This window comes from Sagittula sp. P11 (assembly GCF_002814095.1).
Lineage (GTDB): Bacteria > Pseudomonadota > Alphaproteobacteria > Rhodobacterales > Rhodobacteraceae > Sagittula.
The window spans coordinates 3,493,300-3,516,292 of record NZ_CP021913.1; the positions used below are offsets into that span (position 1 = coordinate 3,493,300).

The 22,993-nt window shown below is 68.2% G+C and carries 24 protein-coding genes; 13 read left to right on the top strand and 11 right to left on the bottom strand.

Going from position 1 to position 22,993, the window contains the following annotated elements:
• Positions 1–138: 138 nt before the first annotated feature.
• Positions 139–963 (bottom strand): SH3 domain-containing protein, encoded by an 825-nt coding sequence (locus tag CDO87_RS17025; RefSeq protein WP_198521739.1) that lies wholly within the window; start codon positions 961–963, stop codon positions 139–141.
• A gap of 227 nt (positions 964–1,190) precedes the next feature.
• On the opposite strand from CDO87_RS17025, the gene CDO87_RS17030 reads away from it, so the two are divergent.
• Genes CDO87_RS17030 through CDO87_RS17040 form a run of 3 tightly spaced genes read left to right on the top strand, consistent with a single transcriptional unit; the run spans position 1,191 to position 3,091 of the window.
• Positions 1,191–1,913 carry a hypothetical protein gene (locus CDO87_RS17030; protein ID WP_100929890.1) on the top strand — a complete coding sequence of 241 codons (723 nt, stop codon included), beginning with the start codon at positions 1,191–1,193 and terminating at the stop codon, positions 1,911–1,913.
• A 12-nt stretch (positions 1,914–1,925) separates the two neighbouring features.
• Positions 1,926–2,522 (top strand): M91 family zinc metallopeptidase, encoded by a 597-nt coding sequence (locus tag CDO87_RS17035; protein ID WP_100929891.1) that lies wholly within the window; start codon positions 1,926–1,928, stop codon positions 2,520–2,522.
• A 20-nt stretch (positions 2,523–2,542) separates the two neighbouring features.
• Complete coding sequence (locus CDO87_RS17040) at positions 2,543–3,091, top strand: hypothetical protein (RefSeq protein WP_100929892.1); 549 nt, start codon at positions 2,543–2,545, stop codon at positions 3,089–3,091.
• Positions 3,092–3,171: 80 nt separating this feature from the next.
• On the opposite strand, the gene CDO87_RS17045 is transcribed toward CDO87_RS17040, so the two are convergent.
• Positions 3,172–3,522 (bottom strand): DUF427 domain-containing protein, encoded by a 351-nt coding sequence (locus tag CDO87_RS17045; RefSeq protein WP_100929893.1) that lies wholly within the window; start codon positions 3,520–3,522, stop codon positions 3,172–3,174.
• A gap of 112 nt (positions 3,523–3,634) precedes the next feature.
• On the bottom strand, positions 3,635–5,404 hold the full coding sequence (locus CDO87_RS17050; RefSeq protein WP_100929894.1) for an aminopeptidase P family protein: 1,770 nt from the start codon (positions 5,402–5,404) through the stop codon (positions 3,635–3,637).
• Positions 5,405–5,651: 247 nt separating this feature from the next.
• Here CDO87_RS17050 and CDO87_RS17055 point away from each other — a divergent pair, with 247 nt between their 5' ends.
• On the top strand, positions 5,652–6,143 hold the full coding sequence (locus CDO87_RS17055; protein WP_100929895.1) for a hypothetical protein: 492 nt from the start codon (positions 5,652–5,654) through the stop codon (positions 6,141–6,143).
• On the opposite strand, the gene cobT is transcribed toward CDO87_RS17055, so the two are convergent.
• The 5 genes from cobT to CDO87_RS17080 all read right to left on the bottom strand — a co-directional run bounded on the left by cobT (position 6,093) and on the right by CDO87_RS17080 (position 10,198).
• Positions 6,093–7,973, bottom strand: coding sequence for a cobaltochelatase subunit CobT (gene cobT / locus CDO87_RS17060; RefSeq protein ID WP_100929896.1), 1,881 nt, complete (start codon positions 7,971–7,973; stop codon positions 6,093–6,095). The two genes, CDO87_RS17055 and cobT, sit on opposite strands and share 51 nt — an antisense overlap.
• Before the next feature lie 164 nt (positions 7,974–8,137).
• Positions 8,138–8,533, bottom strand: a complete 396-nt coding sequence (locus CDO87_RS17065) for a hypothetical protein (RefSeq protein WP_157815024.1) — start codon at positions 8,531–8,533, stop codon at positions 8,138–8,140.
• 101 nt (positions 8,534–8,634) lie between these two features.
• Complete coding sequence (locus tag CDO87_RS17070; protein WP_100929898.1) at positions 8,635–9,039, bottom strand: hypothetical protein; 405 nt, start codon at positions 9,037–9,039, stop codon at positions 8,635–8,637.
• Between the two features lie 75 nt (positions 9,040–9,114).
• Positions 9,115–9,789 carry an aspartate/glutamate racemase family protein gene (locus CDO87_RS17075; RefSeq protein WP_100929899.1) on the bottom strand — a complete coding sequence of 225 codons (675 nt, stop codon included), beginning with the start codon at positions 9,787–9,789 and terminating at the stop codon, positions 9,115–9,117.
• Between the two features lie 10 nt (positions 9,790–9,799).
• Positions 9,800–10,198: a VOC family protein gene (locus CDO87_RS17080; RefSeq protein ID WP_254698183.1), complete on the bottom strand. Its 399-nt coding sequence runs from the start codon at positions 10,196–10,198 to the stop codon at positions 9,800–9,802.
• A 137-nt stretch (positions 10,199–10,335) separates the two neighbouring features.
• Here CDO87_RS17080 and CDO87_RS17085 point away from each other — a divergent pair, with 137 nt between their 5' ends.
• Entirely contained in the window at positions 10,336–10,527 is a 192-nt protein-coding gene (locus tag CDO87_RS17085; protein WP_100929900.1) for a hypothetical protein, read from the top strand.
• A gap of 112 nt (positions 10,528–10,639) precedes the next feature.
• On the opposite strand, the gene cobS is transcribed toward CDO87_RS17085, so the two are convergent.
• Entirely contained in the window at positions 10,640–11,626 is a 987-nt protein-coding gene (gene cobS, locus CDO87_RS17090) for a cobaltochelatase subunit CobS (RefSeq protein WP_100929901.1), read from the bottom strand.
• Between the two features lie 85 nt (positions 11,627–11,711).
• Between cobS and CDO87_RS17095 the strand changes: the two genes are divergently transcribed.
• Entirely contained in the window at positions 11,712–12,263 is a 552-nt protein-coding gene (locus tag CDO87_RS17095; RefSeq protein ID WP_100929902.1) for a sigma-70 family RNA polymerase sigma factor, read from the top strand.
• Positions 12,260–12,946 carry an anti-sigma factor domain-containing protein gene (locus tag CDO87_RS17100; RefSeq protein ID WP_100929903.1) on the top strand — a complete coding sequence of 229 codons (687 nt, stop codon included), beginning with the start codon at positions 12,260–12,262 and terminating at the stop codon, positions 12,944–12,946. The genes CDO87_RS17095 and CDO87_RS17100 overlap by 4 nt, the downstream gene beginning before the upstream one ends.
• Before the next feature lie 67 nt (positions 12,947–13,013).
• Here the strand turns inward: CDO87_RS17100 and CDO87_RS17105 are convergent, their stop codons facing one another.
• Entirely contained in the window at positions 13,014–14,495 is a 1,482-nt protein-coding gene (locus tag CDO87_RS17105; protein ID WP_100929904.1) for a fused MFS/spermidine synthase, read from the bottom strand.
• 464 nt (positions 14,496–14,959) lie between these two features.
• On the opposite strand from CDO87_RS17105, the gene rpiA reads away from it, so the two are divergent.
• The 6 genes from rpiA (at position 14,960) to CDO87_RS17135 (ending at position 22,081) form a co-directional block, all read left to right on the top strand.
• Positions 14,960–15,742: a ribose-5-phosphate isomerase RpiA gene (gene rpiA, locus CDO87_RS17110; RefSeq protein WP_100929905.1), complete on the top strand. Its 783-nt coding sequence runs from the start codon at positions 14,960–14,962 to the stop codon at positions 15,740–15,742.
• 228 nt (positions 15,743–15,970) lie between these two features.
• A complete protein-coding gene (locus CDO87_RS17115) occupies positions 15,971–17,413 on the top strand; it encodes an FAD-dependent oxidoreductase (protein ID WP_100929906.1) in 1,443 nt (480 codons plus the stop codon).
• 79 nt (positions 17,414–17,492) lie between these two features.
• The gene (hflK, locus tag CDO87_RS17120) at positions 17,493–18,656 is read left to right on the top strand and encodes an FtsH protease activity modulator HflK (RefSeq protein ID WP_100929907.1); all 1,164 of its coding nucleotides are present in this window, start codon (positions 17,493–17,495) and stop codon (positions 18,654–18,656) included.
• Between the two features lie 13 nt (positions 18,657–18,669).
• Entirely contained in the window at positions 18,670–19,797 is a 1,128-nt protein-coding gene (locus CDO87_RS17125) for a protease modulator HflC (RefSeq protein ID WP_100929908.1), read from the top strand.
• A 7-nt stretch (positions 19,798–19,804) separates the two neighbouring features.
• On the top strand, positions 19,805–19,996 hold the full coding sequence (locus tag CDO87_RS17130; protein WP_100929909.1) for a DUF2065 domain-containing protein: 192 nt from the start codon (positions 19,805–19,807) through the stop codon (positions 19,994–19,996).
• Between the two features lie 612 nt (positions 19,997–20,608).
• Entirely contained in the window at positions 20,609–22,081 is a 1,473-nt protein-coding gene (locus CDO87_RS17135; protein WP_100929910.1) for a Do family serine endopeptidase, read from the top strand.
• Positions 22,082–22,162: 81 nt separating this feature from the next.
• Here CDO87_RS17135 and CDO87_RS17140 read toward each other — a convergent pair whose 3' ends face one another.
• The gene (locus CDO87_RS17140) at positions 22,163–22,930 is read right to left on the bottom strand and encodes a pyrroline-5-carboxylate reductase (protein ID WP_100931009.1); all 768 of its coding nucleotides are present in this window, start codon (positions 22,928–22,930) and stop codon (positions 22,163–22,165) included.
• Between the last annotated feature and the right edge of the window lie 63 nt (positions 22,931–22,993).

Genomic DNA, 22,993 nt, shown 5'->3' on the forward strand with positions numbered 1-22,993 from the left:
GCTGTCTGCCCCCCGGACCCCCCGAAGGTATTTGTGCCAAGATGAAGGGGGCGGGGCCATGGTGCCCCCCGGATGCGGAAACGCCCCCGCGGGAGATCGCGGGGGCGTTTTTTTTTGGTTCCGGTCTCTGGTCCGGGATCAGCGGCGCATGGTGTTGACGATGCAGCTGTCGAGCCGGTCGATGCGGACGAAGGCGCAGTTGGCGAGGATGCGGGGGAGGTCCTCTGCCTCGACCACGATGGAGCCGTTGTGGCGCTGCGGTTCGCGGCGCGGCTGCGGTTCCGGGCGCGGGGCGAGCGGCTGGCGGGTCTGCGACAGGTAGGAGGAGTGGGCGTAGCCGGTCCGGCCGTCCTCGTGCCGGATCAGGTACCAGGTCTGGCTGTCGTCCAGCACGCGCACGCTGCTGCCCTGGGTCATGGTGTCGATCACCGGGAAGTTCGTGCCCGGGCCGTCGCGCAGGTTCAGGGCACCGGCCTGCGGCGCGTTGATGTAGAGCTGCGGGAGCTGGTCGAGCGGCACGTCGGCGTGGCGGCGGTCATTGTTGCGGTAGCGCGTGTCGTCACGATCCCTGTAGGCGGAGCCGTCTCGATCCCTGTAGGCGGAGCCGTCGCGATTGCGGTAGCCGGAGCTGCCGCGGTCGATCTCGCCCGAGTAGAGCGAGTGATCGCGGCGCGAGGCGATGTCGTCGTCGCCGGTGCGGCGCGGGCGCGGTTCGGTTGCCGAGAGATAGCGGGCGGCGGCGAAGCCGGTGTTGCCGTAGGCGTCGCGCACCCGGAACCAGTTGCCGTCCTCCAGCACCGTCACGCGGGAGCCGTGCGGCATCTCCCGGACCACCTCGTAGGAGGTGGAGGGGCCGGTGCGCAGGTTGAGGAACCCGTCTTCGGGCGCGTTGACCCAGGCCTGCAGCGCGGCGGCCTGGCTGGCGGCGAAGAGGGCAATGAACAGGGCGATCAGGCGGGTCATGAACGGTCCTCCGGTGGCATCGGTTCTGTTGGCAGACGCCGTCAACATGGGGGCGCATCCCTCTGTTATGCAATAACGCGCCGTCGTCAGCGAATGTTCCGGGGGTCTGAGGAGGGCCCCGGAGGTAGGGAAACAAGGGGCTTGACGGGGTTTGACCGGCTTTGGCGCTTGCCGGAAGGGAAAGCCGTGCTTACCCTTCGTGTCATTGCAGAACAGGATATTTTCCGATGTTCAGAGTTTCGGACGACCAGATGCAGGGCTTTGCCGACATGGCGCGCAAGGCCGAGCACCGGCGCCTGTTGCGGCGCCTGCGGGAGGAACAGCCCGAACTGACCCTGCGCATGGGGCCGGGCGGGGCGGACGAGCTTGTCACCCATATCGTCGAGCGTGCCCGGGCCTTCGCCTTCGAGGAGCCGCGCGCGCTGGACTTCTTCCTCGACGCGGTGCTGGTCCTCGGGCTGGAGTTCGACCGCGACCGGCGGGTGCCATGGGCGGGCGCCAACCTTGCGGCGGAGGAGCTGGCCCTGCCGCGGCGGCTGATGAACCTGCGCACCGGGCTGGAGCGGTTCGAGACGGCGGTGATGACCGCGCGTCCCGCCGCCTGTGCGCGGCTGGCGGCGCTGGAGCCGGGCGCGCTGCCGGATGCGACGCGGGATGCCGATGGCTTCTGGCGGCTGGTCGACGCGGTCTGGCCGGAGCTTTATGCCAGGCTGAACAAGCTTTACGTGAACGGGCTGCTGCTGGCCGCGCGCGGCGTTGCGGAGCATTACCGCACCGGGCCGGAGGGGGTCGCGCCCGCCTGCCTTGCGCAGCTGTTCATGGGGGTGGGCTGCTTTGCCGATCCGCAGTGGCGGCACGTCCTGTCGGGGGTGCTGGAGGTGGGCCGGGCGGAGCGTGCGGCGAAGACCTTCGACGTGACGCGGCGCTGGGCCGCCACGGTCGCGGGCTGAGGGGGCGGGACGATGCTTGCACTGCTCGCCATCTGCGCCATCATCCAGGAGGTCAAGCGCCGTGAGCTCATGGAGCGGATCAAGAAGGGCGAGTCCTCGATCACCGTCAGCGGCAGCGACGAGTTCAAGGAAAAGGCCTATGCCTCGCTCGAGAAGCTGTCGAAGACGCCGACCGGGCTGGGGCTGCTCCTGGAGCTGGAGAAGACCGGCAAGTCGGTGGAGATCGTCGAGACTGCGGGCGGCAACAGCGAGAACCCGGCCAGCATGGCGGACGGCACATATGACCGGGTGAACGACCAGCCGGGGCCGGGCACGTCGAGTGTCGTGAAGTTCAACCCCGAGAAGAAGCAGATCAAGGACGGCTCGGAGGACTGGCACAAACGCGATCCCGCCGTTGCCCTGGGACACGAGCTGATCCACAGTCTGCACGATGCCAAGGGCACGAACGACGGGCGCAACCCGCTGCCTTACGAGGATCTGAACGGCGACAACCGCACCGCGCCGGGCTACGAACACCAGGCGGTCGGGCTGGGCGATTACGAGGACGATCCCTTTACCGAGAACAAGATCCGCGAAGATATGGGCGAAGATAAGCGTCCCTTCTACTGATAGACACGCACGAGGCCGAGATGATCGAACTGAACCGAGTGGAGGTGGCGCAGGACGTGCTGCGGGTCGACTACCGGGTGACCAACCCGGAGGAGAGCCCGATCTACCTCTTCGACCTGTTCTGGACGGTGGCGGACAAGGGATTCACCCTGCTGCCGGAGGAAAGCTACAGGTTCTTCGACGGCGACACGCTGGTCCTGCAGCGCGCGGTCCAGCCGATGCCGCCGGGGATGCGCCTGGAGGAGCCGGAGACGCCCTATGCCTCGCGGCTCGACGCGGGGGCCACGGCAGAGCGCAGCATCGTCCTGCCGGTGCCCGTCGCCCGGTTCACCGCCTATGGCGGCCCGGTCACGCCGGGCGAGGAGGTGGGCACGCCGTCGCGGCTGGTGCTGAGCCTCGGCTACGTGCGGCGGTCGGACATCCTCGATGGCTGGGCGGTGATTTCGCCGAAGCCGAAGCTGGGCGAGGGGATCTTTGCGCCGGACGCGGGCCTTGCGCTGGAACTGCAGCGCAGTTTCGAGGCGGAGCTGCCGGTGCCCGAGGGGCTGACCGGCTACCTCGACCAGTAGGCCCCGGACGGGAGCTACAAAGAGCAACGGCGCCCCCGGGAGGGCGCCGTTTTTCGTTCCTGTCCGCGGTGCGGGCGGTCTCAGACCTGTTCCACGTTCACGCCGTCCTGGACGTAGAAGGCGAGGTGGTCCTTGATCTGGGCGACCTCCTCCTTCGGGTTCTCGTAGGACCAGACCGCGTTCTCGTAGGTGCGGCTCTTGGACATGATGGAGAAATAGGACGCCTCGCCCTTGTGGGGGCAGGTCGTCTTGTGGTCGGTCGCGTCGAGGAAGGCCATGCCGATGTCCTCGCGCGGGAAATAGATCACCGGCGGCAGGTCACCTTCGCGGAGTTCCAGCGCGCGGGCGCTTTCGCCGAGGACCGCCCCGCCGGCGCGCACCACCCAGGTGCCGACTGCCGGTGTGATGCTGATATGGGTCGTCTTGGTCATTCCTGTTTTCCCCCTGTCCTTCGAATTTCCGATTGTCCGGTTTTCCGATCGCCGTTGCGCAGGCGATCGGTCTGTCCCCGTTCCCTGACACGGGACGTGTAACATAGACATGTCAGAGCGGCTGGCACGCAAGCTCTAACCAGTCACCTGCGGCATCATCTACATGCGGGCGCAGGGTGTCCAGAACCCGGGCGTGATAGCCGTCGAGCCACTGCCGCTCGGCCTCGGACAAGAGATCCGTGTCGATCAGGCGGCGGTCGATGGGCACAAGCGTCAGCGTCTCGAACCGGTACATCTGCGGGATGGTCTGGCCGGGGCGTTCGGGGGCCTCCTCGACGACGATGAGGTTCTCGATCCGGATGCCGAAGGCGCCTTCGCGGTAGAAGCCCGGCTCGTTCGACAGGATCATGCCGGGCCGGAAGGCCACGGTGCCGGTGTGCGCGATGCGGGCCGGGCCCTCGTGCACGCAGAGGTAGGAACCTACGCCGTGGCCGGTGCCGTGGCCGTAGTCGAGGCCGGCCTCCCACAGGGCCACGCGGGCCAGCACGTCGATGTCGCGGCCGGCCATGCCCTTCGGGAAGCGCAGGCGCGACAGGGCGATCATGCCCTTCAGGACGCGGGTGAAGGCCTCCCGGTGTTCGGCGGTGGGCTTGCCGATGGGGATGGTGCGGGTGATGTCGGTGGTGCCGTCGACGTACTGCCCGCCGGAATCGACCAGCAGCAGGTGCCCGTCCTCCACCGTGCGGTCGGTCTTTTCGGTCACGCGGTAGTGGACGATGGCGGCGTTGGGGCCGGTCCCGGCGATGGTGTCGAAGGAGATGTCGCGGAGCGCGTTGGTGGCGGCACGCTCGGCCTCCAGCTTCTTGACCACGGCGATCTCGGTCAGCGAGCCGGGGGCCTGCGCGTCGAGCCACGCGAGGAAGCGCACCATGGCGCAGGCGTCGCGCAGGTGGGCGGCGCGGGTGCCGTCGAGCTCTGCCTCGTTCTTGCAGGCCTTGGGAAGGATGCAGGGGTCTTCGCCGTCGACCGGATTTGACAGCGCCTCGTGCACCGCGACGGGGCAGGAGGCCGGGTCGATGCGCACCGTGCCCTCCCGCGCCTTCAGCGCCGGGACAAATTCATCGGGCGCATGGGTGCGGACCGAGGCGCCGAGGTGGTCGCCAAGGTCCGTCAGCTTTTCCGGCGCGATGAACAGGTCGACGGTGGCGTCGGCGTTCAGCAGGGCAAAGCCGTGCGGCACCGGGTTCTTCGGGATGTCGGAGCCGCGGATGTTCAGAAGCCACGCAAGGCTGTCGGGCAGGGTGATGACCGCGGCCTCGGCCGGGGCGAGCGTCTTGGCCAGGCGGGCGATCTTGTCGTCATGCGCCTCGCCGGCCAGTTCCAGCGGCTGGGCAAAGACCGCGCCCATGGGCGGCTCTGGCTGGTCGTCCCACAGCCGGTCGATGAGGTTCGCCATCGGCACCAGCGTCAGCTTCGGCAGTTTTTCCGCAAGGCGGCGGTGCTCGGCCACGGTCAGCAGCCACGGGTCGTAGGCGAGGCGGCCCTCGGGCAGCGCCTCGGCCAGCCAGTCGGCAAGCGAGGTGCCCGGCCAGTCGACCTTTTCGAAGACGGTGTCGGTCTGCGCCTTGACCTGCACGGTGTAGCGGCTGTCGGTGAAGATCGCGGCGCGGTCGGTGAGGGCGATGGCCCAGCCCGCCGAGCCGGTGAAGCCGGTCAGCCATGCCAGCCGGTCGTCGTGCGGTGCCACGTATTCGCCCTGGTGGGCGTCGGCGCGGGGCACCAGCACACCGTCGACGCCTTCGGTCCGCAGGAGGTCCTGAAGGGCGGCAAGACGGGCGGGCCCCTGATCGGGAGAGGCGGTTTCCGTGAAGGTCTGGAACATGCGGGGACTCCTTTGGCGCGACCGTAGCTTTGCGCGGGGCAGAGGCCAAGGGGGTGCGCCGTGCTGCACAGAGGCGGGGGCGCCGCGGGTGGCTGGGCGGCGGACATCAGGAACTGTGGCAGAGGGTGCAGCCGCAACACGTCAGCGGCAAACCGGGCTGCAACAAAATTGCGGCTAGGCCCCGGCACGGAATTTTCGCAGGATGAGACCGACCTATTGATCGAGTAATTTGCGACCCCCACGAGACATGCGTCCGCCCGCCCATCAGATCGTCGAGGATCTTCTCGAACGCACAGGATCAGCGATCACGGACCGCAACTTCGACCGGTTCGCGGAGTGCGTCTGCATGCCGTTGCTGGTCGAGACCTTCGAAGGCCGCCTGCGGATCGATTCCGAAGCGTCGATGCGCGACTGGTTCAACCGGAACGTGGACTTCTACGACATCATCGGGGTGACGGACATGCAGCGGCGCTGCGTTTCCGCGTCCTACCGCAGCGACACGATGATCGTGTCGGCCTACGAATCGCGGCTGGTGCAGCACGGTCACCGGCTGGAGCGGGAACCCTACATGGTCTACACCGAGATCCGCCTTGTCGCGGGGCGCTGGGGCGTGTGGTTCGCGCAGTACGCGATTGCGGATTCGGACGTCCACAACCGCGTGCTGGTGCAGGCCTCTGCCCACGAAAGGTCACGCGACGCGGCGCATTCCCATGACGCGGGCCCGGGCCCGGGGGTCTGAGTCGAAGAGCGAGGCAAGCTGTTCGGTCATCGCACCGGCAAGCTGCTCCACATCGGTGATCGTCACGGCCCGGTCGTAATAGCGGGTCACGTCGTGGCCGATGCCGATGGCCAGAAGCTCCACCTGCTTCTTGCGCTCGACCATGGCGATCACGTCGCGCAGGTGCTTTTCGAGGTAGTTGGCCGGGTTGACGGACAGGGTGCTGTCGTCGACCGGCGCGCCGTCGGAAATCACCATCAGGATCTTGCGTGCCTCCGGGCGGTTCACCATGCGGCGGTGCGCCCATTCCAGCGCCTCGCCGTCGATGTTCTCCTTCAGGAGGCCCTCTTTCATCATCAGGCCGAGGTTGTCGCGCGTGCGGCGCCACGGCGCATCGGCCTTCTTGTAGATGATGTGGCGCAGGTCGTTCAGGCGGCCCGGCTGCTGTTCGCGGCCGGCGTTCAGCCATGCCTCGCGCGCCAGCCCGCCCTTCCACGCGCGGGTGGTAAAGCCGAGGATCTCGACCTTGACGGAGCAGCGTTCCAGCGTCCGTGCCAGCACGTCGGCGCAGATCGCCGCGATGGAGATCGGGCGCCCGCGCATGGAGCCGGAGTTGTCCAGAAGCAGCGTCACCATGGTATCGCGGAACTCCATGTCCTTCTCGACCTTGAAGCTGAGCGGCGTCGTCGGGTTCGCCACGACGCGGGCGAGGCGGCCGGCATCCAGCACGCCCTCTTCCTTGTCGAATTCCCAGCTGCGGTTCTGCTGCGCCTGAAGGCGGCGCTGGAGCTTGTTGGCAAGGCGGCTGACCGCGCCCTTCAGCGGTTCGAGCTGCTGGTCGAGGTAGGCGCGCAGGCGCTCCAGCTCTACCGGCTCGGCGAGGTCCTGGGCCTCGATCTCCTCGTCGTGCTCGGAGGAGTAGACCTTGTAGTCGGGATCGGCCTCGGAGACCGGGGCGGGGGCGGGCGGCTCCATGGGCGCTTCGCCCTCGGGCATCTCGGCCTCTTCGCCCAGTTCCTGATCGGCGAGGTCGTCCATCGTGACCTGCGCCTGGCTCGGGTCCTGCGTCTCGTCCTGCGACTGTTCGGGCGAGGCATCGGATTCCTCGGAATCGTCCTCGTCGTTGCCGGTGGAATCGGGCTGGTCCTCTTCCTCCGCGCCTTCCTGTTCGCCGTCGTCCTCCGCCTCGTCGTCGAGGTTGTCGGGGTCGTCGCCCAGCTGGTCGCCGTAGCCAAGGTCGGTGATGATCTGGCGCGCGAATTTCGCAAAGGCGGACTGGTCGGAGAGCTTGGTCTGGAGGTCGTCGAGCGTGCCGCCCGCCTGCTCCTCCATGAAGCCGCGCCAGAGGTCCATGACGTTGGTGGCCTCCGCGGGCAGGTCGCGCCCGGTGGCGAGGTGCCGGATCAGGTAGCCCGCGGCGACGGGCAGCGGCGCCTCACCCTTGTCGCGGATCTGGCCGTAGCCGCGGCGGACCGCCTCGTGCCCGATCTTGGCGTCGATGTTCTTGGCGGTGCCGGGCATGTCGCGGGCGCCCATCGCCTCGCAGCGCGCGGTTTCCATCGCCTCGTAGAGGTCGCGGGCCATCTCGCCCTGCGGCAGGTAGCGGTTGTGTGTGGCCGCGTCGTGGTAACGGCGGTGCAGCGCCAGCGCGTCGGCGGTGCCCCGGGCCAGCAGCACCTCGTCGCGCGTCATGCGGCGCGAGACCTGCGGCAGGCGCATGGCGTCGCCGGACACCCCGGCGGGATCGACCGAGTAGCTGACCGTCAGGTCCGGGTCGTCGGCCATGACCTTGGTGGCCTCGGCGAGGGCCTTCTTGAAGGGATCGGCGGGGTTGTCGCTGGGCTTGCTCATGACCGCAGATTTGAACCGATGACCGGGACTTGGCAAGGGCAAAGGCGGATACGGCTTGTCGCGGCGGGCGCTGGTGGCGGTGCGGGGGTGCTGGGTGAGGGCGGTGGGGCGCCGGGAAGAGCGGTGCTTGTTGTCGGACGGAGCGGGGCGGGCCCGGTCGGCTGTCAGAGGCCGGTGAAGCGGCGCCCGATCACGAGGCTGTCGCAGGCGGCGATCTGGCGGAGGATGCCGCCGGCCGCAAGGCGCTGGCGACGCGGGTCGCCGTTGAAGGCGGCGGTGGCGAAGAGCGACCGGAGTTGCGCCCGCGCGTTGATCCGGTGGCTCATCATCGTGATGGAATAGGCGCGGTCTTCGGCGTGCTCTGCAAGGTAGGCGTTCATCATCGCCTCAAGCAGGTCGCGGCGGAAGGCGGCGGCATCGGCACCGTCGCCCATCAGCCGGGCATGTTCCATCACCGCCGTATAGCGGCCGTGGCAGGTGGCGAGGGTGAGCGCCCCGTCGGACGGGCCGGGCGGGTCCGTGGCCGCGCTGGCGGCTGGGGAGGCGAGGAGGAGGCCCATGATCGTCAGGGCCGTCCGCGCGGTATGCTGGCACGGGGCGATCATGGGCGGGCAGGCTAGCGCAGGGGCGTTACGATTGTCTTGTCGGGGCGCCCGGTGGCTCAGAGCAGCAGCGCCTCGCAGGGGCGGAGGGCCAGCGCGGCCTGCGCCCGCGCGCGGCGCTGCATCCGGGGGTCGCGGTCGAACCGCGCGATGGAAAGCAGGCGGGCCTGTGCCCACTTCGCCTCAAGCCGGATCTGGAGGATGCGGGAGCCGGTCAGCTCCGACCCGGTGCGCACGGCGTCAAGCAGACCCTCGAACCGAGCGCGGGTGATCTGCGAGGTGTCGTCGGAGGAATAGGCGTTCCACGAATCCTCCACCTGCGCGGAGTAGCGTCCGAGGCAGGCGGCGAAGACCGGGGTCATGTCGGAGGGGCGCTCTGCCAGCGCGGAGGCCGGAGAAGAGGTCATCCATTGCGCTGGCAAGAGGAGCGCGAGCGTCAGAAGGAAAGTTTTCAAACCGCTCATGAAGTGAACGCTAGCGCGGATTTTCTGCCTGACAATTAATCCGTTTGAAAACTTCCGCGCGCCGTCACCGGATTGTCACGGTGTCGCCTCGCCGGTGGCGAGCCGCGCCAGAAGGTCGACATGGACATCCAGCGCGTCGATGACGGGATAGGGTTCGGAGCCGTCGAAGGCGAGGTTGAGATCGGTGCCCGCCAGAACCACGGCGGAGGCGCCCGCGTCGATCAGCCTTTGCCCGGCGTCGCGGAAGAGGGCGCGCCGCTCCGGGCTGCATACACCCGCCACCGCCATGTCCTGATAGGTCTGACCCAGCGACTCGACCTCGTCCTCCAGCGCGATGGCGCGGGTCTGGTGGAGCTGCCCGTAAAGCTTCGTGCGCATCACCACCCGCGTGCCCAGAAGGCCGACGGTCGCATGGCCCTGTTCGGCGAAATGGGCGTCCAGCGGCGTGACGGCCGAGATCAGCGGCAGGGGCGAGATGGCCTGAAGCTCGTCGAAGCAGAAGTGCCCGCCGAGCGAGGTGACGGCGGCCACGTCGCAACCCGCCGCCTTCAGCCGGACCAGCAGGGGCAGCCAGTTGCGGGCCTGTTCCTCGCGCAGGTCGGCGAGGTTGGTGCGGATCAGCTCCTGCACGTCGGCATGCACGATGGTCAGGTCCAGCGTCTTGCCCCTGCGGGCCACGGCGTCGGTGAGGCGCTGGTAGTAGACGATTGTGGCGGCGACCCCGATCCCGCCGATCAGTCCGATATGCATTGTGCTTGTCCTATGCTGTCCAGTCCGCGTTCTGCAGGACGACATGATAACCGTCCGGGTCGCGGAAGGTCACGCCCTGCCGGTCCCAGTAGGGATTGTGCGATGCGACGGGGGAGTGGCCCGCGTCGGTCATCCGGTCGCGCGCGGCCTGCCACGCGGCGCGGTCGGGGAGGTAGAGCGTCAGGAGGTGTTCGGGCGAGGGGGCGTTGCCCGCCGCGACGCCGCGTTCGGAGGTGAATTCCAGGTGCCAGGGCGCGTTCGGATGCCCGAGCATGACCCCGTCGAACCCGTCGTGGTCCCTGAATTCGCCCAGCACGGTCAGGCCCAGCCCGTCGCGGTAGAAGGCCGTGACCTCTGCCATGCGGTCCGTGGGGCGGGCGACGCGGAGGATCGGGGCCGTCGTGGTCACGGGCGCCTCCGTGGCGTGGCGGGGCTGGGTGTCGGGGACGTTGCGGGCATGTCCGATCCTTCCAAGGGCTGTGTTTACAATTTTAGACGTATTGACCGGGTGAGGCCATGAGCGGTTGGAGAAGGACAGGATCTTGGATGCGGGACTTGGCGGAGGAGGAGCGGCGGCCCGGCCTGCCGTCGCTGGTGGGGCAGCTTCAGCGCATCGGCGATGCGGCGGCGGACGTGCATGCGGGGCTGGAAGGGCTGGAGGGCCGGCTGGTTCGGATGGAGGCGGAGGCGCTTTTGCTGGCCATGCGAAGCCTTCCGGCTAGGCGGGACAGGCCCTGAGCCGGAGGCGTCCGGGACTGCGTCGCGCCGAATGTCGATGTGACGTCAGGTCCCCAAACGCGCGAAGCCCGCGGATGCGGGCTTCGTCGGTCTGTCTGAGGATGTCCGGCGATCAGGCGACGCTGATCGAGGCCGCGCTTTCGGGAAGTTCCTCGTCGAAGCAGCGCTGGTAGAACTCCGCCACGGTCTGGCGCTCCAGCTCGTCGCACTTGTTGAGGAAGGAGACGCGGAAGGCGTAGCCGATGTTGCGGAAAATCTCGGCGTTCTGCGCCCATGCGATGACGGTCCGCGGCGACATGACGGTCGACAGCTCGCCGTTCATGAAGGCGCGGCGCGAGAAGTCGGCGACGGTGACCATCTGGCGGATGATCTTGCGGCCCTTCTCGTTGTTGTAATGCGGCGCCTTCGACAGGACGATCTGCGTCTCCGCGTCGATCGACAGGTAGTTCAGCGTGGCGACCAGCGACCAGCGGTCCATCTGGCCCTGGTTGATCTGCTGCGTGCCGTGGTAGAGGCCGGTGGTGTCGCCGAGGCCCACGGTGTTCGCCGTCGCGAAGATGCGGAAATACTTGTGCGGGGTAATGACCTCGTTCTGGTCGAGCAGCGTCAGCTTGCCGTCGGTTTCCAGAACCCGCTGGATCACGAACATCACGTCCGCGCGGCCCGCGTCGTATTCGTCGAACACGATGGCGGTCGGGTTGCGCAGCGCCCAGGGCAGGATGCCTTCCTGGAACTGGGTGACCTGCTTGCCGTCCACCAGCTTGATCGCGTCCTTGCCGATCAGGTCGATCCGGGAAATGTGGCTGTCGAGGTTCACGCGCACGGCGGGCCAGTTCAGCCGGGCCGCGACCTGTTCGATGTGGGTCGACTTGCCGGTGCCGTGATAGCCCTGGATCATCACGCGGCGGTTGTTGCGGAAGCCCGCGAGGATGGCCAGCGTGGTGTCGGGGTCGAACTTGTAGGTGGAATCGAGATCGGGCACCCGCGACGTGCGGTCGGGGAACCCGTGCACGATCATGTCGGTGTCGATCCCGAAGACCTCACGAACCGAGATCTCTTCCGTCGGTTTCGCGTTGATATCGATCTCGCCGTCCGCCATGGTGCCGATGTCCTTTGTCCGTTGTCTGCCCGCGTTGGTGCAACATATCTCGGGGAGGGGCAAGGGGAATGGATAACGGGACGCCATGACACCGCAGGAGGAGATCGAGGCGCTGATCGCCCGCGTGGCGATGGCCGACCGCAAGGCGTTCCGCGCACTCTATTCCCGAACCTCGGCGAAACTCTTTGGCATCGCGCTGCGTGTGTTGAGGGACGAAGCGGCGGCCGAGGACGTCCTGCAGGACGTGTACGTCCGCGTGTGGAACCGGGCCGGCGCATACCGAAGCAACGGATATTCGCCGATGACATGGCTGATCACGATCACGCGGAATGCCGCCATCGACCGCCTGCGCAAGGCGCGCCGCGAGGGCGTGGCGCAGGAGCCGGTCGAGATCGCGGAGCGTCTATATGACACGGCGCCCGGGCCTGCCCAGCAGGCGGAGATGCGAGACGAGGCGCGGGCGCTGAACGCCTGCCTCGACGAATTGCCCGCAGACCGGGCAGAGATGGTCCGGCGGGTCTACCTGCAGGGCCTGACGTACCAGGAACTGTCCGACCAGTCCGGCGTGAAGCTGAACACGGTCCGGACGTGGCTGCGGCGCAGCCTGATGCAACTGAGGGAGTGCCTGAGCGCATGACCGGTGCGGACGAGGATACGGATCTTCCGGGCGGCTGGGAAGCCGAGGCAGCGGAGTACGCCCTGGGCGTCCTGCCGGAGGCGGAGCGTGCCGGATTCGAGGCGCGCATGGCCGCCGACCGCAACCTCGCGCAGGACGTGGACGCGTGGACGGAATATTTCGCCACGCTGACCGACCGGATTCCCGAAGCCACGCCTTCGCAGGCGGTCCTTAAGCGGATCGAGGCGGAGGTGCACGGCGATCCGCCGCCGCCGGTCTGGCGCCAGTTGCTGCCCTATCTCGTCGGCGCCATGGCCGGTGCCGCGATGGCCTGGGTCGTCTTCATCTCCGGCGTGCTGGAGCAGGGACGCCCGGAAATCCTCGCCTCGCTGGAGCCCGTGGCCGGGGACCTGGCCTTCGACGTGCGCATCGACCCGCCGACCCATACCGTCGCCATCGACTATCGCGCTGGCGAATTGCCCGATGGCCGGGTGCTGCAGCTCTGGCTCATTCCGGAAGGCAGCGATCCGATCTCGCTCGGGGTGATGTCGCCCGGCGGCGATCACATCGTGGTCCTGTCGGACGAGATGGCGGCGCGTGTGCCGGGGGCGACGCTTGCGGTGTCGGACGAGCCGGAGGGCGGCTCGCCCACGGGGCTGCCCACGGGCGAGGTGCAGGCCGCAGGGGTGCCGATCCCGCTCTGATCCTCTGGTTTTCAGGTGTGGCTGGCGGGGCGTCCGTGCCACGGCCGTTTGGAGTGTGGGCGCGGGGTCAGTCCCGCGCGCCCACCAGCCGGTCGATGGGGGCATAGTTGTCGGTCAGGCGCGTGCCCCGTGCGGCAAGGCTGTCGACAAAGGCAGGCCCAAGTGCCGCGAAGGTGGTGCGCCGGGGCGCGAGCGCGGTGAAGCTGTCGACCGGCGTTTCGGCAAAGCCCGCGGCGATCACCATGACCACCCGTTCGCCCGGCTCGGGGCGGCGCGCCTCCGCCCAGATCTCCACATGCGGGAAATGGTCGCGCAGGGTCGCGGCAAGGCTGCCCACCGCGGCCATGCTGTCGGCATAGTCGATGACGTTCATCAAGTAAGTGCCGCCGGGCGTCAGCCGGTCGCGGACCAGCGCAAAGAATTCCGATGTCACGAGGTGCTGCGGGACGGCGGTGTCGGTGAAGGCGTCGCCCACGATGATGTCGTAGCGCGACGGGTCCGCCGCCAGCGCGCGGCGCGCGTCGTCGTGGCGGACGGTGGCCGTGGACGGGTCGAACCAGAAGTCGCGGGCGGCCAGCGCGGTCACTTCCGGGTCGATCTCGGCCACGGTGATCCGCGACAGGCCGCGCGCGGCAAAGGCGCGGGGCAGGGCGTAGGTGCCGCCGCCGATGTGGAAGCTGGAAAAGTCGTCCCGGGGCGCACGCAGGCGGGCCAGCGCGTCGAGCATGGCGGCATGATCGGTGAACATCACCTCCGGTGCGTCCTTCGCGGCGATGCCGTGCACGAGGTGGTCGATAACCATGGCGCGGGTCGGATGGGCGGGATCGGCGGAGAGGTCGACGCTCTGCAGGCAGAAGTAGCGTGATTCGACGGTGCAGGGGCCGGGACGTGCCGCCATGACCGCGGTCGCGACGGCCAGCATGGCGAGCGTTGTCACGGCCAGGGGCGTCAGGCGGCGCCCGAGGTGCAGGCAGATGGCGGCGCAGAGGATGTAGGCGGCGGTGACGGCGGCCAGCGTCCAGGCGGTGCCCAGCCACGAGATGAAGAGGAACCCGGCCAGCAGGGTTCCGGCAATGGCGCCGAGGGCGCCTGCGGCAAACATCGCGCCAAGCGCGCGGCCCTGCGTCCGGCCGGAGGTGAGCGCGACCTGCGTCAGTACCGGCGCGGGGATGCCCGCGAACAGCGAGGGGAGGAAGAAGGCCGTCAGGGTCAGCGCGGTGATCGCGCCCACCGGGTCGGGGATCTGCGTCAGCCAAGGTGCGCTGGCCCGAAGCGCGAGGCTCGCCGTGGCGGTGGTCAGCCCGGCGGCGGCCAGCGCATAGCCGGTAGCGGTCAGGGCGCGGTCGGAGGCGCGCTCGGCCAGGCGGCCGCCCCACCAGTGACCGGCGGAGAACCCGGCCAGCACCACGGCGATGACGGAGGTCCAGGTGTAAAGCGACATGCCGACGTAGGGGGCCAGCATGCGGCCCGCGACGATCTCGACAACGAGGGACGCGGCAGAGACGGTCACCTGCAGCGCGACAAGCAACCAGAGCGGAATGGGGGTCATGAAAGGGCCTCGTTGATCCGAACGGCAGTGTGCGCGCGATTTCGGGCGTTTCAAGCAGATTAGCTGGGGGAGGGCGGTTGGCGCCCGGGCGCGAGGGCATCTGGCGAGGGTTGTTCGTGCCGGGACGGCGGGTCCGGGCGTGGGGTGCTGGGCGGTACGCCATGCGCTGGGCGTTTTCCGGACGATTTGGGGCGTTTCAGGCACGATCGGCGGGGGCAGGGCAGTCGTCCCGGTGGTGGCGTCGGGACCATGCGGGGGACGTTCGGTCCGCATAAGCCGGATGCGGGGCGGCGGTTAGAAGGAGCATGCCATCCATCGCCAGACGTCGCCCGTGTGGCCTTTCCCGAGCGGGATGCGGCGTTTCCGGCACGGTTCGCCCGGGGGCGGGGCGTTTGCGCAATTGCCCCTCGCGCCGGTGCGCGCGGCTGTTATAAGGGCGCCGTCTGCTGAACAGGGGAACCAAGATGTCCGGAGAGCTGTCGCCCATCGACAAGGCCAAGTTCGTCGCCGCCAAGCGCGCGGCGGAATTCGTGGAATCGGGCATGCGTGTCGGTCTGGGGACCGGCTCTACCGCCGCCTGGCTGGTGCGCTGCCTCGGCGAGATGGTGCGCGAGGAAGGGCTGCGCATCAAGGGCGTGCCGACATCGACCCGCACCGCGGAACTGGCCCGCGACGTCGGCATCGAGGTGATCTCGCTCGACGAGGCGAAGTGGCTCGACCTGACCATCGACGGCGCGGACGAGTTCGACGAGGAACTGTCGCTGATCAAGGGCGGCGGCGGTGCGCTGCTGCAGGAGAAGATCGTGGCCACCGCCTCCGACCAGATGGTGGTGATCGCCGATGCGGCGAAGGAAGTCGGCCACCTCGGCGCCTTCCCCCTGCCGGTGGAGGTCATCCCCTTCGGCTGGCAGACCACGCAGGCGCTGATCGAGGAGATGCTGATCTCCATGGACGTGATGGGGCGCAATACGACGCTCCGGATGAACGGCGACCGGCCCTACATCACCGACGAGGCGAACCACATCCTCGACCTGCACCTGAGCCGGATCGGCAACCCGCGGCAGCTGTCGATGGTGCTGAACCAGATCCCCGGCGTGGTGGAGAACGGGCTGTTCATCGACATCTGCGACAAGGTGGTGATCGGCCACGGCGACGGTCGGGTCGAGGTGCGCGACATCAACGAGGGCACCGTGACCGAAAGCCAGCTCGACTTCGTCGAGGACGAGAACCTCTTCCGCGACATCTGAAGCAAGGCAGCGCGCCGCCGGATGGCAGATTGCAGCACGTCGGGGCACGGGTTCCGGCGCGCCTAGACATGCGCGCCGTGCAGTCCGGGCTTAACGCTACGGCATAAGGCGCGCAGGGGCTGTGCACACGGGCGGTAAAACCCGCTTGTGCGGCGGCCCTCCGGCTCTGGCCTTCCGCGGGGCTTCGTGAAATACCTCCGCCACGCGAGACGATGAAAGGCATGGGTCATGAGCGCATTCGACTACGATCTCTTTGTCATCGGCGGCGGCTCCGGCGGGGTGCGCGCGGCGCGGGTTGCGGCGGGCGAGACCGGCGCGAAGGTCGCGCTGGCCGAGGAGGACCGCTATGGCGGGACCTGCGTGATCCGGGGATGCGTGCCGAAGAAGCTGATGGTCTTTGCGTCCGAATACCGCGACATGCCGGCCACCGCGCGGGCCTACGGCTGGGACATCGCCGACGGGCAGTTCGACTGGACCGCTTTCCGCACCAAGCTGAACACCGAGCTCGACCGGCTTGAAGAGGTGTATCGCAAGCTGCTGAAAGGTTCGGGGGTGGAAACCTTCGACGCCCGCGCCACGCTGAAGGACGCGCACACTGTCAAGCTGTCGACCGGCGAGGAGAAGACCGCCAAGCACATCCTGATCGCCACCGGTGGCCGTCCGCAGCGGCCCGACATGCCGAATGCGCATCTGGGGATGGTGTCCGACGACATCTTCCACCTGGACAAGCTGCCGAAGTCGGTGCTGATCGTCGGCGGCGGCTACATCGCCTGCGAGTTCGCCTGCATCCTGCACGGGCTTGGCGTCAAGGTGACGCAGTTCTACCGCGGGGCGCAGATCCTGCGCGGCTTCGACGACGAGGCGCGCGGGCTGATCGCCGATGCGATGAAGGGCCGCGGCATCGACCTGCACACCGGCACCACCATCGTCGAGATGCACTGTGTCGGCACACCGGAGGCGGACGCCATGGGCGAGGCGCCGGTGGACGACGTGCAGTATGGCCAGCCGGAACAGGAAGAGATCGGATCGGGCCCGGTGCGGGTGAAGGCGACCAACGGCACGATCCGCGATTTCGACGCGGTGTTCTTTGCCACCGGGCGCGTGCCGAACAGCGACGACCTCGGGCTCGAGGCGCTCGGCATCGAGCCGGGCCGGAACGGCGCCATCGAGGTAGACGAATACAGCCAGACGAAGGTGCCCTCGGTCTACGCCATCGGGGATGTGACCAACCGTGTGAACCTGACCCCGGTCGCGATCCGCGAGGGCATGGCCTTTGTCGAGACGGTGTTCAAGGGCAACCCGACGCCGGTCGATCACGAGCTGATCCCGAGCGCGGTGTTCACCCAGCCCGAGATGGGCACGGTCGGCCTGACGGAAGAGCAGGCCGCCGAGCAGGAAGAGATCGAGGTCTACTGCACCTCGTTCCGCCCCATGCAGACGGCCTTTGTCGATGCGCCGGATCGTGTTCTGATGAAACTGATCGTATCGAAGGCGAACCGGACCGTCCTGGGCTGCCACATCGTGGCGCCGGGTGCGGGAGAGATGATCCAGCTTGCGGGGATTGCCGTAAAGATGGGGGCCACCAAAGAGGATTTCGACCGGACGGTGGCGGTGCACCCGACGATGTCGGAGGAGATCGTGACCATGCGCAACCCTGCGCGGACGCGGTAGCGAGGACGATGCCGCCTTGATACTTTCAGGCGGCGTGCACAGGTTAGAACGGACGAGACTGAGGGAAGGACAAGGCTTCATGGCAGGAAACAGCGGCGGCCCCTGGGGCGGCGGTGGCAACCAGGGCGGCAACGGCAGCCGTCCGCCTTCGGGCGGAGGCGGTGGCGGGCGTCGACCGGAGGACAGCCAGATCCCCGAGATCGACGAGCTGATGAAAAAGGGCCAGGAGCAATTGCGTGTGCTCATGGGCGGCCGGGGCGGCAATGGCCGGACCGGTGGCGGCTCTGGCGGAGGCGGCGGCGGACCCCGCCTCACGCGGGGGACGGTCGCAATCGGCGCGATCATCATCCTTGGGCTCTGGGCGTACTCCAGCTTCTACACGGTGAAGCCGGAAGAGCAGTCGGTGGAACTGTTCCTCGGGGACTACTCCTCGACCGGGAACCCGGGCCTGAACTTCGCGCCCTGGCCGCTGGTGACCTACGAGAAGGTCAACGTGACCTCCGAACGGACGGAAACCATCGGGTCCGGCCGCGGCGGTTCCGACGGCCTGATGCTGACCACGGACGCCAACATCGTCGACATCGACTTCCAGGTTGTCTGGAACGTGGCGGATCCGGCGAAGCTGCTGTTCAACATCCGCGACCCCGAGCTGACGGTTCAGGCGGTTTCGGAATCGACCATGCGCGAGATCATCGCGGCGTCGAACCTGGCCCCGATCCTCAACAGGGACCGTGGCCTGATCGCCGACACCGCCTTCGAGAACATCCAGATGACGCTCGACGAATACGAGAGCGGCATCCGCATCGTCCGGGTCAACCTGCGCGAGGCCGATCCGCCGCGCGAGGTGATCGACGCCTTCCGCGACGTGCAGGCCGCCGAGCAGGAACGCGACCGGCTGGAACGTCAGGCCGACGCCTATGCCAACCGCGTGGTTGCAGAGGCCCGCGGTCAGGCTGCGCAGACGCGCGAGGAAGCCGAAGGCTACCGCGCCCGCGTCGTGAACGAGGCACTGGGTGAGGCCGCGCGCTTTACCTCCGTGCAGCAGGAATACGCGCAGGCCCCCGAGGTCACGCGCCGCCGCCTGTACATCGAGACGATGGAGAAGGTGCTGGGCGACGTGGACAAGATGATCCTCGACGAGAGCATTGCCGTCGGTGGCCAGGACGGAGGCGGCGTCGTGCCGTACCTGCCGTTGAACGAGTTGCGCCGCTCCGGCGACTCGACACCGTCCAACGGCAACTGAGGGAGGACACATCATGGGTAAGACAACGTATCTTCTGCCCGCCTTCGTGGTGGCGCTGGTGCTGATCCTTTCTTCGGTCTTCGTGGTGGACGAGCGCGAGAAGGCGCTGGTCCTGCGGTTCGGCCAGATCAAGGCGGTCAAGGAGGAGCCGGGGCTCGGCTTCAAGGTGCCGCTGCTCGACGAGGTGGTGCGCTACGACGACCGCATCCTGTCGCTCGACACCGAGACCATCGAGGTCACGCCGTCGGACGACCGCCGGCTGGTGGTCGACGCCTTCGCGCGTTACCGGATCGCCGACGTGGTGCAGTTCCGGCAGGCCGTGGGCGTGGGTGGCGTGCGCGTCGCCGAGGACCGCCTGCAGGGCATCCTGAACGCGCAGATCCGCGAAGTTCTGGGTGCCGACCAGGTGACCTCCGACACGATCCTGTCCGAAGAGCGCGGTTCGCTGATGATCGGCATCCGCGACCAGGCACGTGCCGAGGCACGCTCGCTCGGTCTGGATGTGGTCGACGTGCGGCTGAAGCAGACCAACCTGCCGACGCAGAACCTCGAGGCGACCTTTGCCCGGATGCGCGCAGAGCGTGAACGGGAAGCCGCCGACGAGATCGCACGCGGTAACGAGGCCGCCCAGCGGGTGCGCGCGCTGGCAGACCGGACGGTGGTGGAGACGCTCTCCGAAGCCGACCGCGAGGCCAACGTGACCCGCGGTGAGGCGGACGCGGAACGGAACGCCATCTTCGCCGAAAGCTATGGCGCGGACCCGGAGTTCTTTGCCTTCTACCGCTCGCTTCAGGCCTATGAGAACGCCCTGCGCGGCGGAAACTCCACCATGGTCATGACCCCGAACAGCCAGTTCTTCGAGTACTTCAAGGACGAGGGCGAAGCGGGCAACCCGGTGCCGATGCAGACACCCGCCGCGGTCGAGCAACGGCCGGCGCCGCGCGATCCGGTGGTACCGCAGTCGCAGGACCTGCCGGACGACGTGACGGAGGGCGAGACGCCCGAAGACGCATCGACCGCGCCGGGGCCGGATGCCGTCGACCCGGTGGTGCCGGACGCGCCTGCCTCCGACACCTCGCCGGTCGGCGAGCCGGTCGATCCCTCGGATACCGGGGACGATCCGGCGAACACGGGAAACTGAGGCCGGGATGGGCCTGACCGACATCTGGACGGGGATCGCGATGGTCCTCGTCATCGAGGGGCTGGTGTACGCACTGGCCCCTTCGCTTGTGGAGCGTCTGCTGGAGGCGCTGAAGGAGATGCCGCCCGAGGCGCGCCGGTCGCTGGGGCTGCTGACGATGATAACCGGCGTGGTGATCCTGTGGGTGGTGAAGGGCTGAGGCGGGGTGCTTTGTCCGTGTCCGGCACCCCGTGGCGGGCCGGGGTAGGGTGGCGCGAAGCCCCACCCTACGAGAGGTCGCGTGACTGAGGCGGCGTGACATGTTCCTCGGAGGGCTGCGTGCCGGGAGGTGGGGCGCTTGCCCTCGCTCACGGCACGTTGGCTCGGTGTGAGGCGGCTTTCTGGTCCGACAAGTTGCGCTGAGGCCATGCCTCTCGCTTGGTGCGACGCAGGGACGGGAGCTGAATTGCCTGGGGCGCGGCGGTGGCGGATGGTCCTTCGCCGGGTCGTGCCACGATAGTCGATGTGGGTCCCGCGTTACGCCAGCCCGGAAAGTTTGGCGCGCGCTCCATGGCAACCGGCGCCCCACGGGCAGGGCACGTTCTTAAGGACAATGCGCAACGGCGGCGCTGCCGGGGCATGCTGTAGGGCGCGGCTTTGCGCCGCCCGGGTACTCCCCGATCCGTCACCGCGTGTCACTTGGGCGTGAGACAGCCTATACACGTCTTTGGTGTTGCGCCATTGAGCCTATGTTTGTCACACTGAGGAAGAGGCAGGGCAGCCGTGGCCTGAGGGTGGAGGCGGCCGACCTGCCAGAAACAAGGAGAATTCTTTGAAACCGCAAGTGCACGCGTTGACCCGGGAGGACGCGACGCCGCTTCGGCTGTTCTGGCTGACGGCGCTCTCGATGGTCCTCATCCTTTCGCAATCCCTGATGGCACACGCCCGCGGCGCACCGGAGAGTTTTGCCGAACTCGCGGAGAGCGTCAGCCCGTCCGTCGTCAACATCACAACGTCGACCACCGTCGCCGGCCGCACCGGCCCGCAGGGTATCGTTCCCGAGGGCTCGCCCTTCGAGGACTTCTTCCGAGAGTTTCAGGACCGCAACGGTGAGGGCAACCGCCCGCGTCGCTCGTCGGCACTGGGCTCCGGCTTCGTGATTTCCGAAGACGGCTACATCGTCACGAACAACCACGTGATCGAAGGCGCCGACGAGATCATGATCGAGTTCTTCGAGGGCTTCGAACTGCCCGCGACGCTCGTGGGCACCGACCCCAACACCGACATCGCGGTGCTGAAGGTCGAGGCGGAGTCGCCGCTGAAGTACGTCAACTTCGGTGACAGCAACAACGCCCGCGTCGGCGACTGGGTCATGGCCATGGGCAACCCGCTCGGCCAGGGCTTCTCGGTCTCGGCCGGGATCGTCTCGGCGCGCAACCGGGCGCTGTCGGGCACCTACGACGACTACATCCAGACCGACGCCGCCATCAACCGCGGCAACTCCGGCGGTCCGCTGTTCAACATGGACGGCGAGGTGATCGGCGTGAACACCGCGATCCTGTCGCCCAACGGCGGCTCCATCGGCATCGGCTTCTCCATGGCGTCGAACGTCGTGACCCGCGTGGTCGACCAGCTGAAGGAATTCGGCGAGACCCGCCGCGGCTGGCTGGGCGTCCGCATCCAGGACGTGACCGAGGATCTGGCCGAGGGCCTGGGCCTGGAGCAGGCCAAGGGCGCGCTGGTCAGCGACGTTCCGGAAGGTCCCGCGATGGAAGCCGGGATGGAGGCAGGCGACGTGATCGTCACCTTCGACGGCACCGAGGTCGAGGACACCCGTCAGCTTGTCCGCATCGTGGCCAACACTCCGGTCGGCAAGACGGTGCGCGTGGTCGTCAACCGCGACGGCGAGACCAAGACGCTGAAGGTCACGCTGGCCCGCCGCGAGGAAGCCGAAAGCGCCATTCCGGCCGCTGCTGCCGGTCCGGATGCTGCCGATCCGCAGGAGCTGGAGACGCTGGGGCTGACGCTGTCGCCGCTTACCGAGGAGCTGCGCGCCGAGCTTGGTGTGCCGGACGGCACCGACGGTCTGGCGGTCATGGAAGTGGACGAGGCCAGCCAGGCGTTCGAGAAGGGCCTGCGCGCCGGTGACGTCATCACCGAAGCCGGCCAGAGCGCCGTGGTCACCGTCACCGACCTCGAGGACCGGATCACCGAAGCCCGCGACGAGGGCCGCAAGTCGATCCTGCTGCTCGTGCGCCGTGCCGGCGACCCGCGCTTTGTCGCGCTGGGTCTGGAAGAAGAGTGATCCCTTCACCCATCCGGGTAGAGGAAAGGGCGCCCCGCGGGGCGCCCTTTTTCGTTGTGTGCCCGGGCCGGGACGTGCCGGTCAGCCGATCGTTCGCGCCCGGGCCGTGGCGGCGCGCAGGCCCTCTGCGATGATCTCCGCGATCCCCGCGTCCTGCATCGCCCGAAGCCCCGCGGCGGTCGTGCCCGCATAGGCGATCATCCCGTCGACATGGGCCTCTGCCGTGGGCGCGTCATGGGCCAGCATCTCGCCCGCCGACAGGAAGAGCTGCCGCACCGCGCGGTCCGCGACGTCCGGGGTTACCCCTTCGCTTTGCGCGTGACGGGCCATGGCGCTGGCGAAGAGCGCCACGAAACCGGGCACGGGGCCGGTCATCGCGGTGAAGAGGTCGATGTGCGCCTCGTCCGCGATCTCATCCGTAACGCCTATGGCGGAGAAGAGGGCGTTTGCCTGCGTACGGTCAGCCTCGGTGATCGCGGCGCTGCCGGTCCACGGCGTGTAGGCAAGGCGCCGGGCGGCGGCGGGGCTGGACATCGCCCGGACGATACGGGGGCTGCCGGTGATCGCCTCGAGCCGCGCGCGGGTGGCGCCCGCGATCACCGACAGGATCAGCGCGTCCGGCGCTTGGAGGTCCAGATCGGACAGTGCGGCGGGGGGAATGCAGAGCAGGATGGTCTCGCAGCGCCCGGCAAGGTCGCCGGGGCCGGTCACCTCGATCCCGGGCAGGGGCGCGCGTCCGCTGCTGTTGGCGAGGAGGAGCCGGTCGGGCGCCAGCCCGGAGTCGAGCCAGCCCTGCGCGATGGCCTGTCCCAGCATGCCGGTTCCGATCAGTCCGATTGTGCCCTGCATCGTGGCCTCCGGCATCCAGTCGCCTTCAGACTGCGCGGAACGGGGGCCGCTGCCAAGGGGCCG

What these genes read in the sequence shown, in the direction of transcription:
- CDO87_RS17025 (WP_198521739.1), bottom strand. Translation starts at nt 963, where the DNA reads ATGACCCGCCTGATCGCCCTGTTCATTGCCCTCTTCGCCGCCAGCCAG.
- CDO87_RS17030 (WP_100929890.1), top strand. Translation starts at nt 1,191, where the DNA reads ATGTTCAGAGTTTCGGACGACCAGATGCAGGGCTTTGCCGACATGGCG.
- CDO87_RS17035 (WP_100929891.1), top strand. Translation starts at nt 1,926, where the DNA reads ATGCTTGCACTGCTCGCCATCTGCGCCATCATCCAGGAGGTCAAGCGC.
- CDO87_RS17040 (WP_100929892.1), top strand. Translation starts at nt 2,543, where the DNA reads ATGATCGAACTGAACCGAGTGGAGGTGGCGCAGGACGTGCTGCGGGTC.
- CDO87_RS17045 (WP_100929893.1), bottom strand. Translation starts at nt 3,522, where the DNA reads ATGACCAAGACGACCCATATCAGCATCACACCGGCAGTCGGCACCTGG.
- CDO87_RS17050 (WP_100929894.1), bottom strand. Translation starts at nt 5,404, where the DNA reads ATGTTCCAGACCTTCACGGAAACCGCCTCTCCCGATCAGGGGCCCGCC.
- CDO87_RS17055 (WP_100929895.1), top strand. Translation starts at nt 5,652, where the DNA reads ATGCGTCCGCCCGCCCATCAGATCGTCGAGGATCTTCTCGAACGCACA.
- cobT (WP_100929896.1), bottom strand. Translation starts at nt 7,973, where the DNA reads ATGAGCAAGCCCAGCGACAACCCCGCCGATCCCTTCAAGAAGGCCCTC.
- CDO87_RS17065 (WP_157815024.1), bottom strand. Translation starts at nt 8,533, where the DNA reads ATGGGCCTCCTCCTCGCCTCCCCAGCCGCCAGCGCGGCCACGGACCCG.
- CDO87_RS17070 (WP_100929898.1), bottom strand. Translation starts at nt 9,039, where the DNA reads ATGAGCGGTTTGAAAACTTTCCTTCTGACGCTCGCGCTCCTCTTGCCA.
- CDO87_RS17075 (WP_100929899.1), bottom strand. Translation starts at nt 9,789, where the DNA reads ATGCATATCGGACTGATCGGCGGGATCGGGGTCGCCGCCACAATCGTC.
- CDO87_RS17085 (WP_100929900.1), top strand. Translation starts at nt 10,336, where the DNA reads ATGCGGGACTTGGCGGAGGAGGAGCGGCGGCCCGGCCTGCCGTCGCTG.
- cobS (WP_100929901.1), bottom strand. Translation starts at nt 11,626, where the DNA reads ATGGCGGACGGCGAGATCGATATCAACGCGAAACCGACGGAAGAGATC.
- CDO87_RS17095 (WP_100929902.1), top strand. Translation starts at nt 11,712, where the DNA reads ATGACACCGCAGGAGGAGATCGAGGCGCTGATCGCCCGCGTGGCGATG.
- CDO87_RS17100 (WP_100929903.1), top strand. Translation starts at nt 12,260, where the DNA reads ATGACCGGTGCGGACGAGGATACGGATCTTCCGGGCGGCTGGGAAGCC.
- CDO87_RS17105 (WP_100929904.1), bottom strand. Translation starts at nt 14,495, where the DNA reads ATGACCCCCATTCCGCTCTGGTTGCTTGTCGCGCTGCAGGTGACCGTC.
- rpiA (WP_100929905.1), top strand. Translation starts at nt 14,960, where the DNA reads ATGTCCGGAGAGCTGTCGCCCATCGACAAGGCCAAGTTCGTCGCCGCC.
- CDO87_RS17115 (WP_100929906.1), top strand. Translation starts at nt 15,971, where the DNA reads ATGAGCGCATTCGACTACGATCTCTTTGTCATCGGCGGCGGCTCCGGC.
- hflK (WP_100929907.1), top strand. Translation starts at nt 17,493, where the DNA reads ATGGCAGGAAACAGCGGCGGCCCCTGGGGCGGCGGTGGCAACCAGGGC.
- CDO87_RS17125 (WP_100929908.1), top strand. Translation starts at nt 18,670, where the DNA reads ATGGGTAAGACAACGTATCTTCTGCCCGCCTTCGTGGTGGCGCTGGTG.
- CDO87_RS17130 (WP_100929909.1), top strand. Translation starts at nt 19,805, where the DNA reads ATGGGCCTGACCGACATCTGGACGGGGATCGCGATGGTCCTCGTCATC.
- CDO87_RS17140 (WP_100931009.1), bottom strand. Translation starts at nt 22,930, where the DNA reads ATGCAGGGCACAATCGGACTGATCGGAACCGGCATGCTGGGACAGGCC.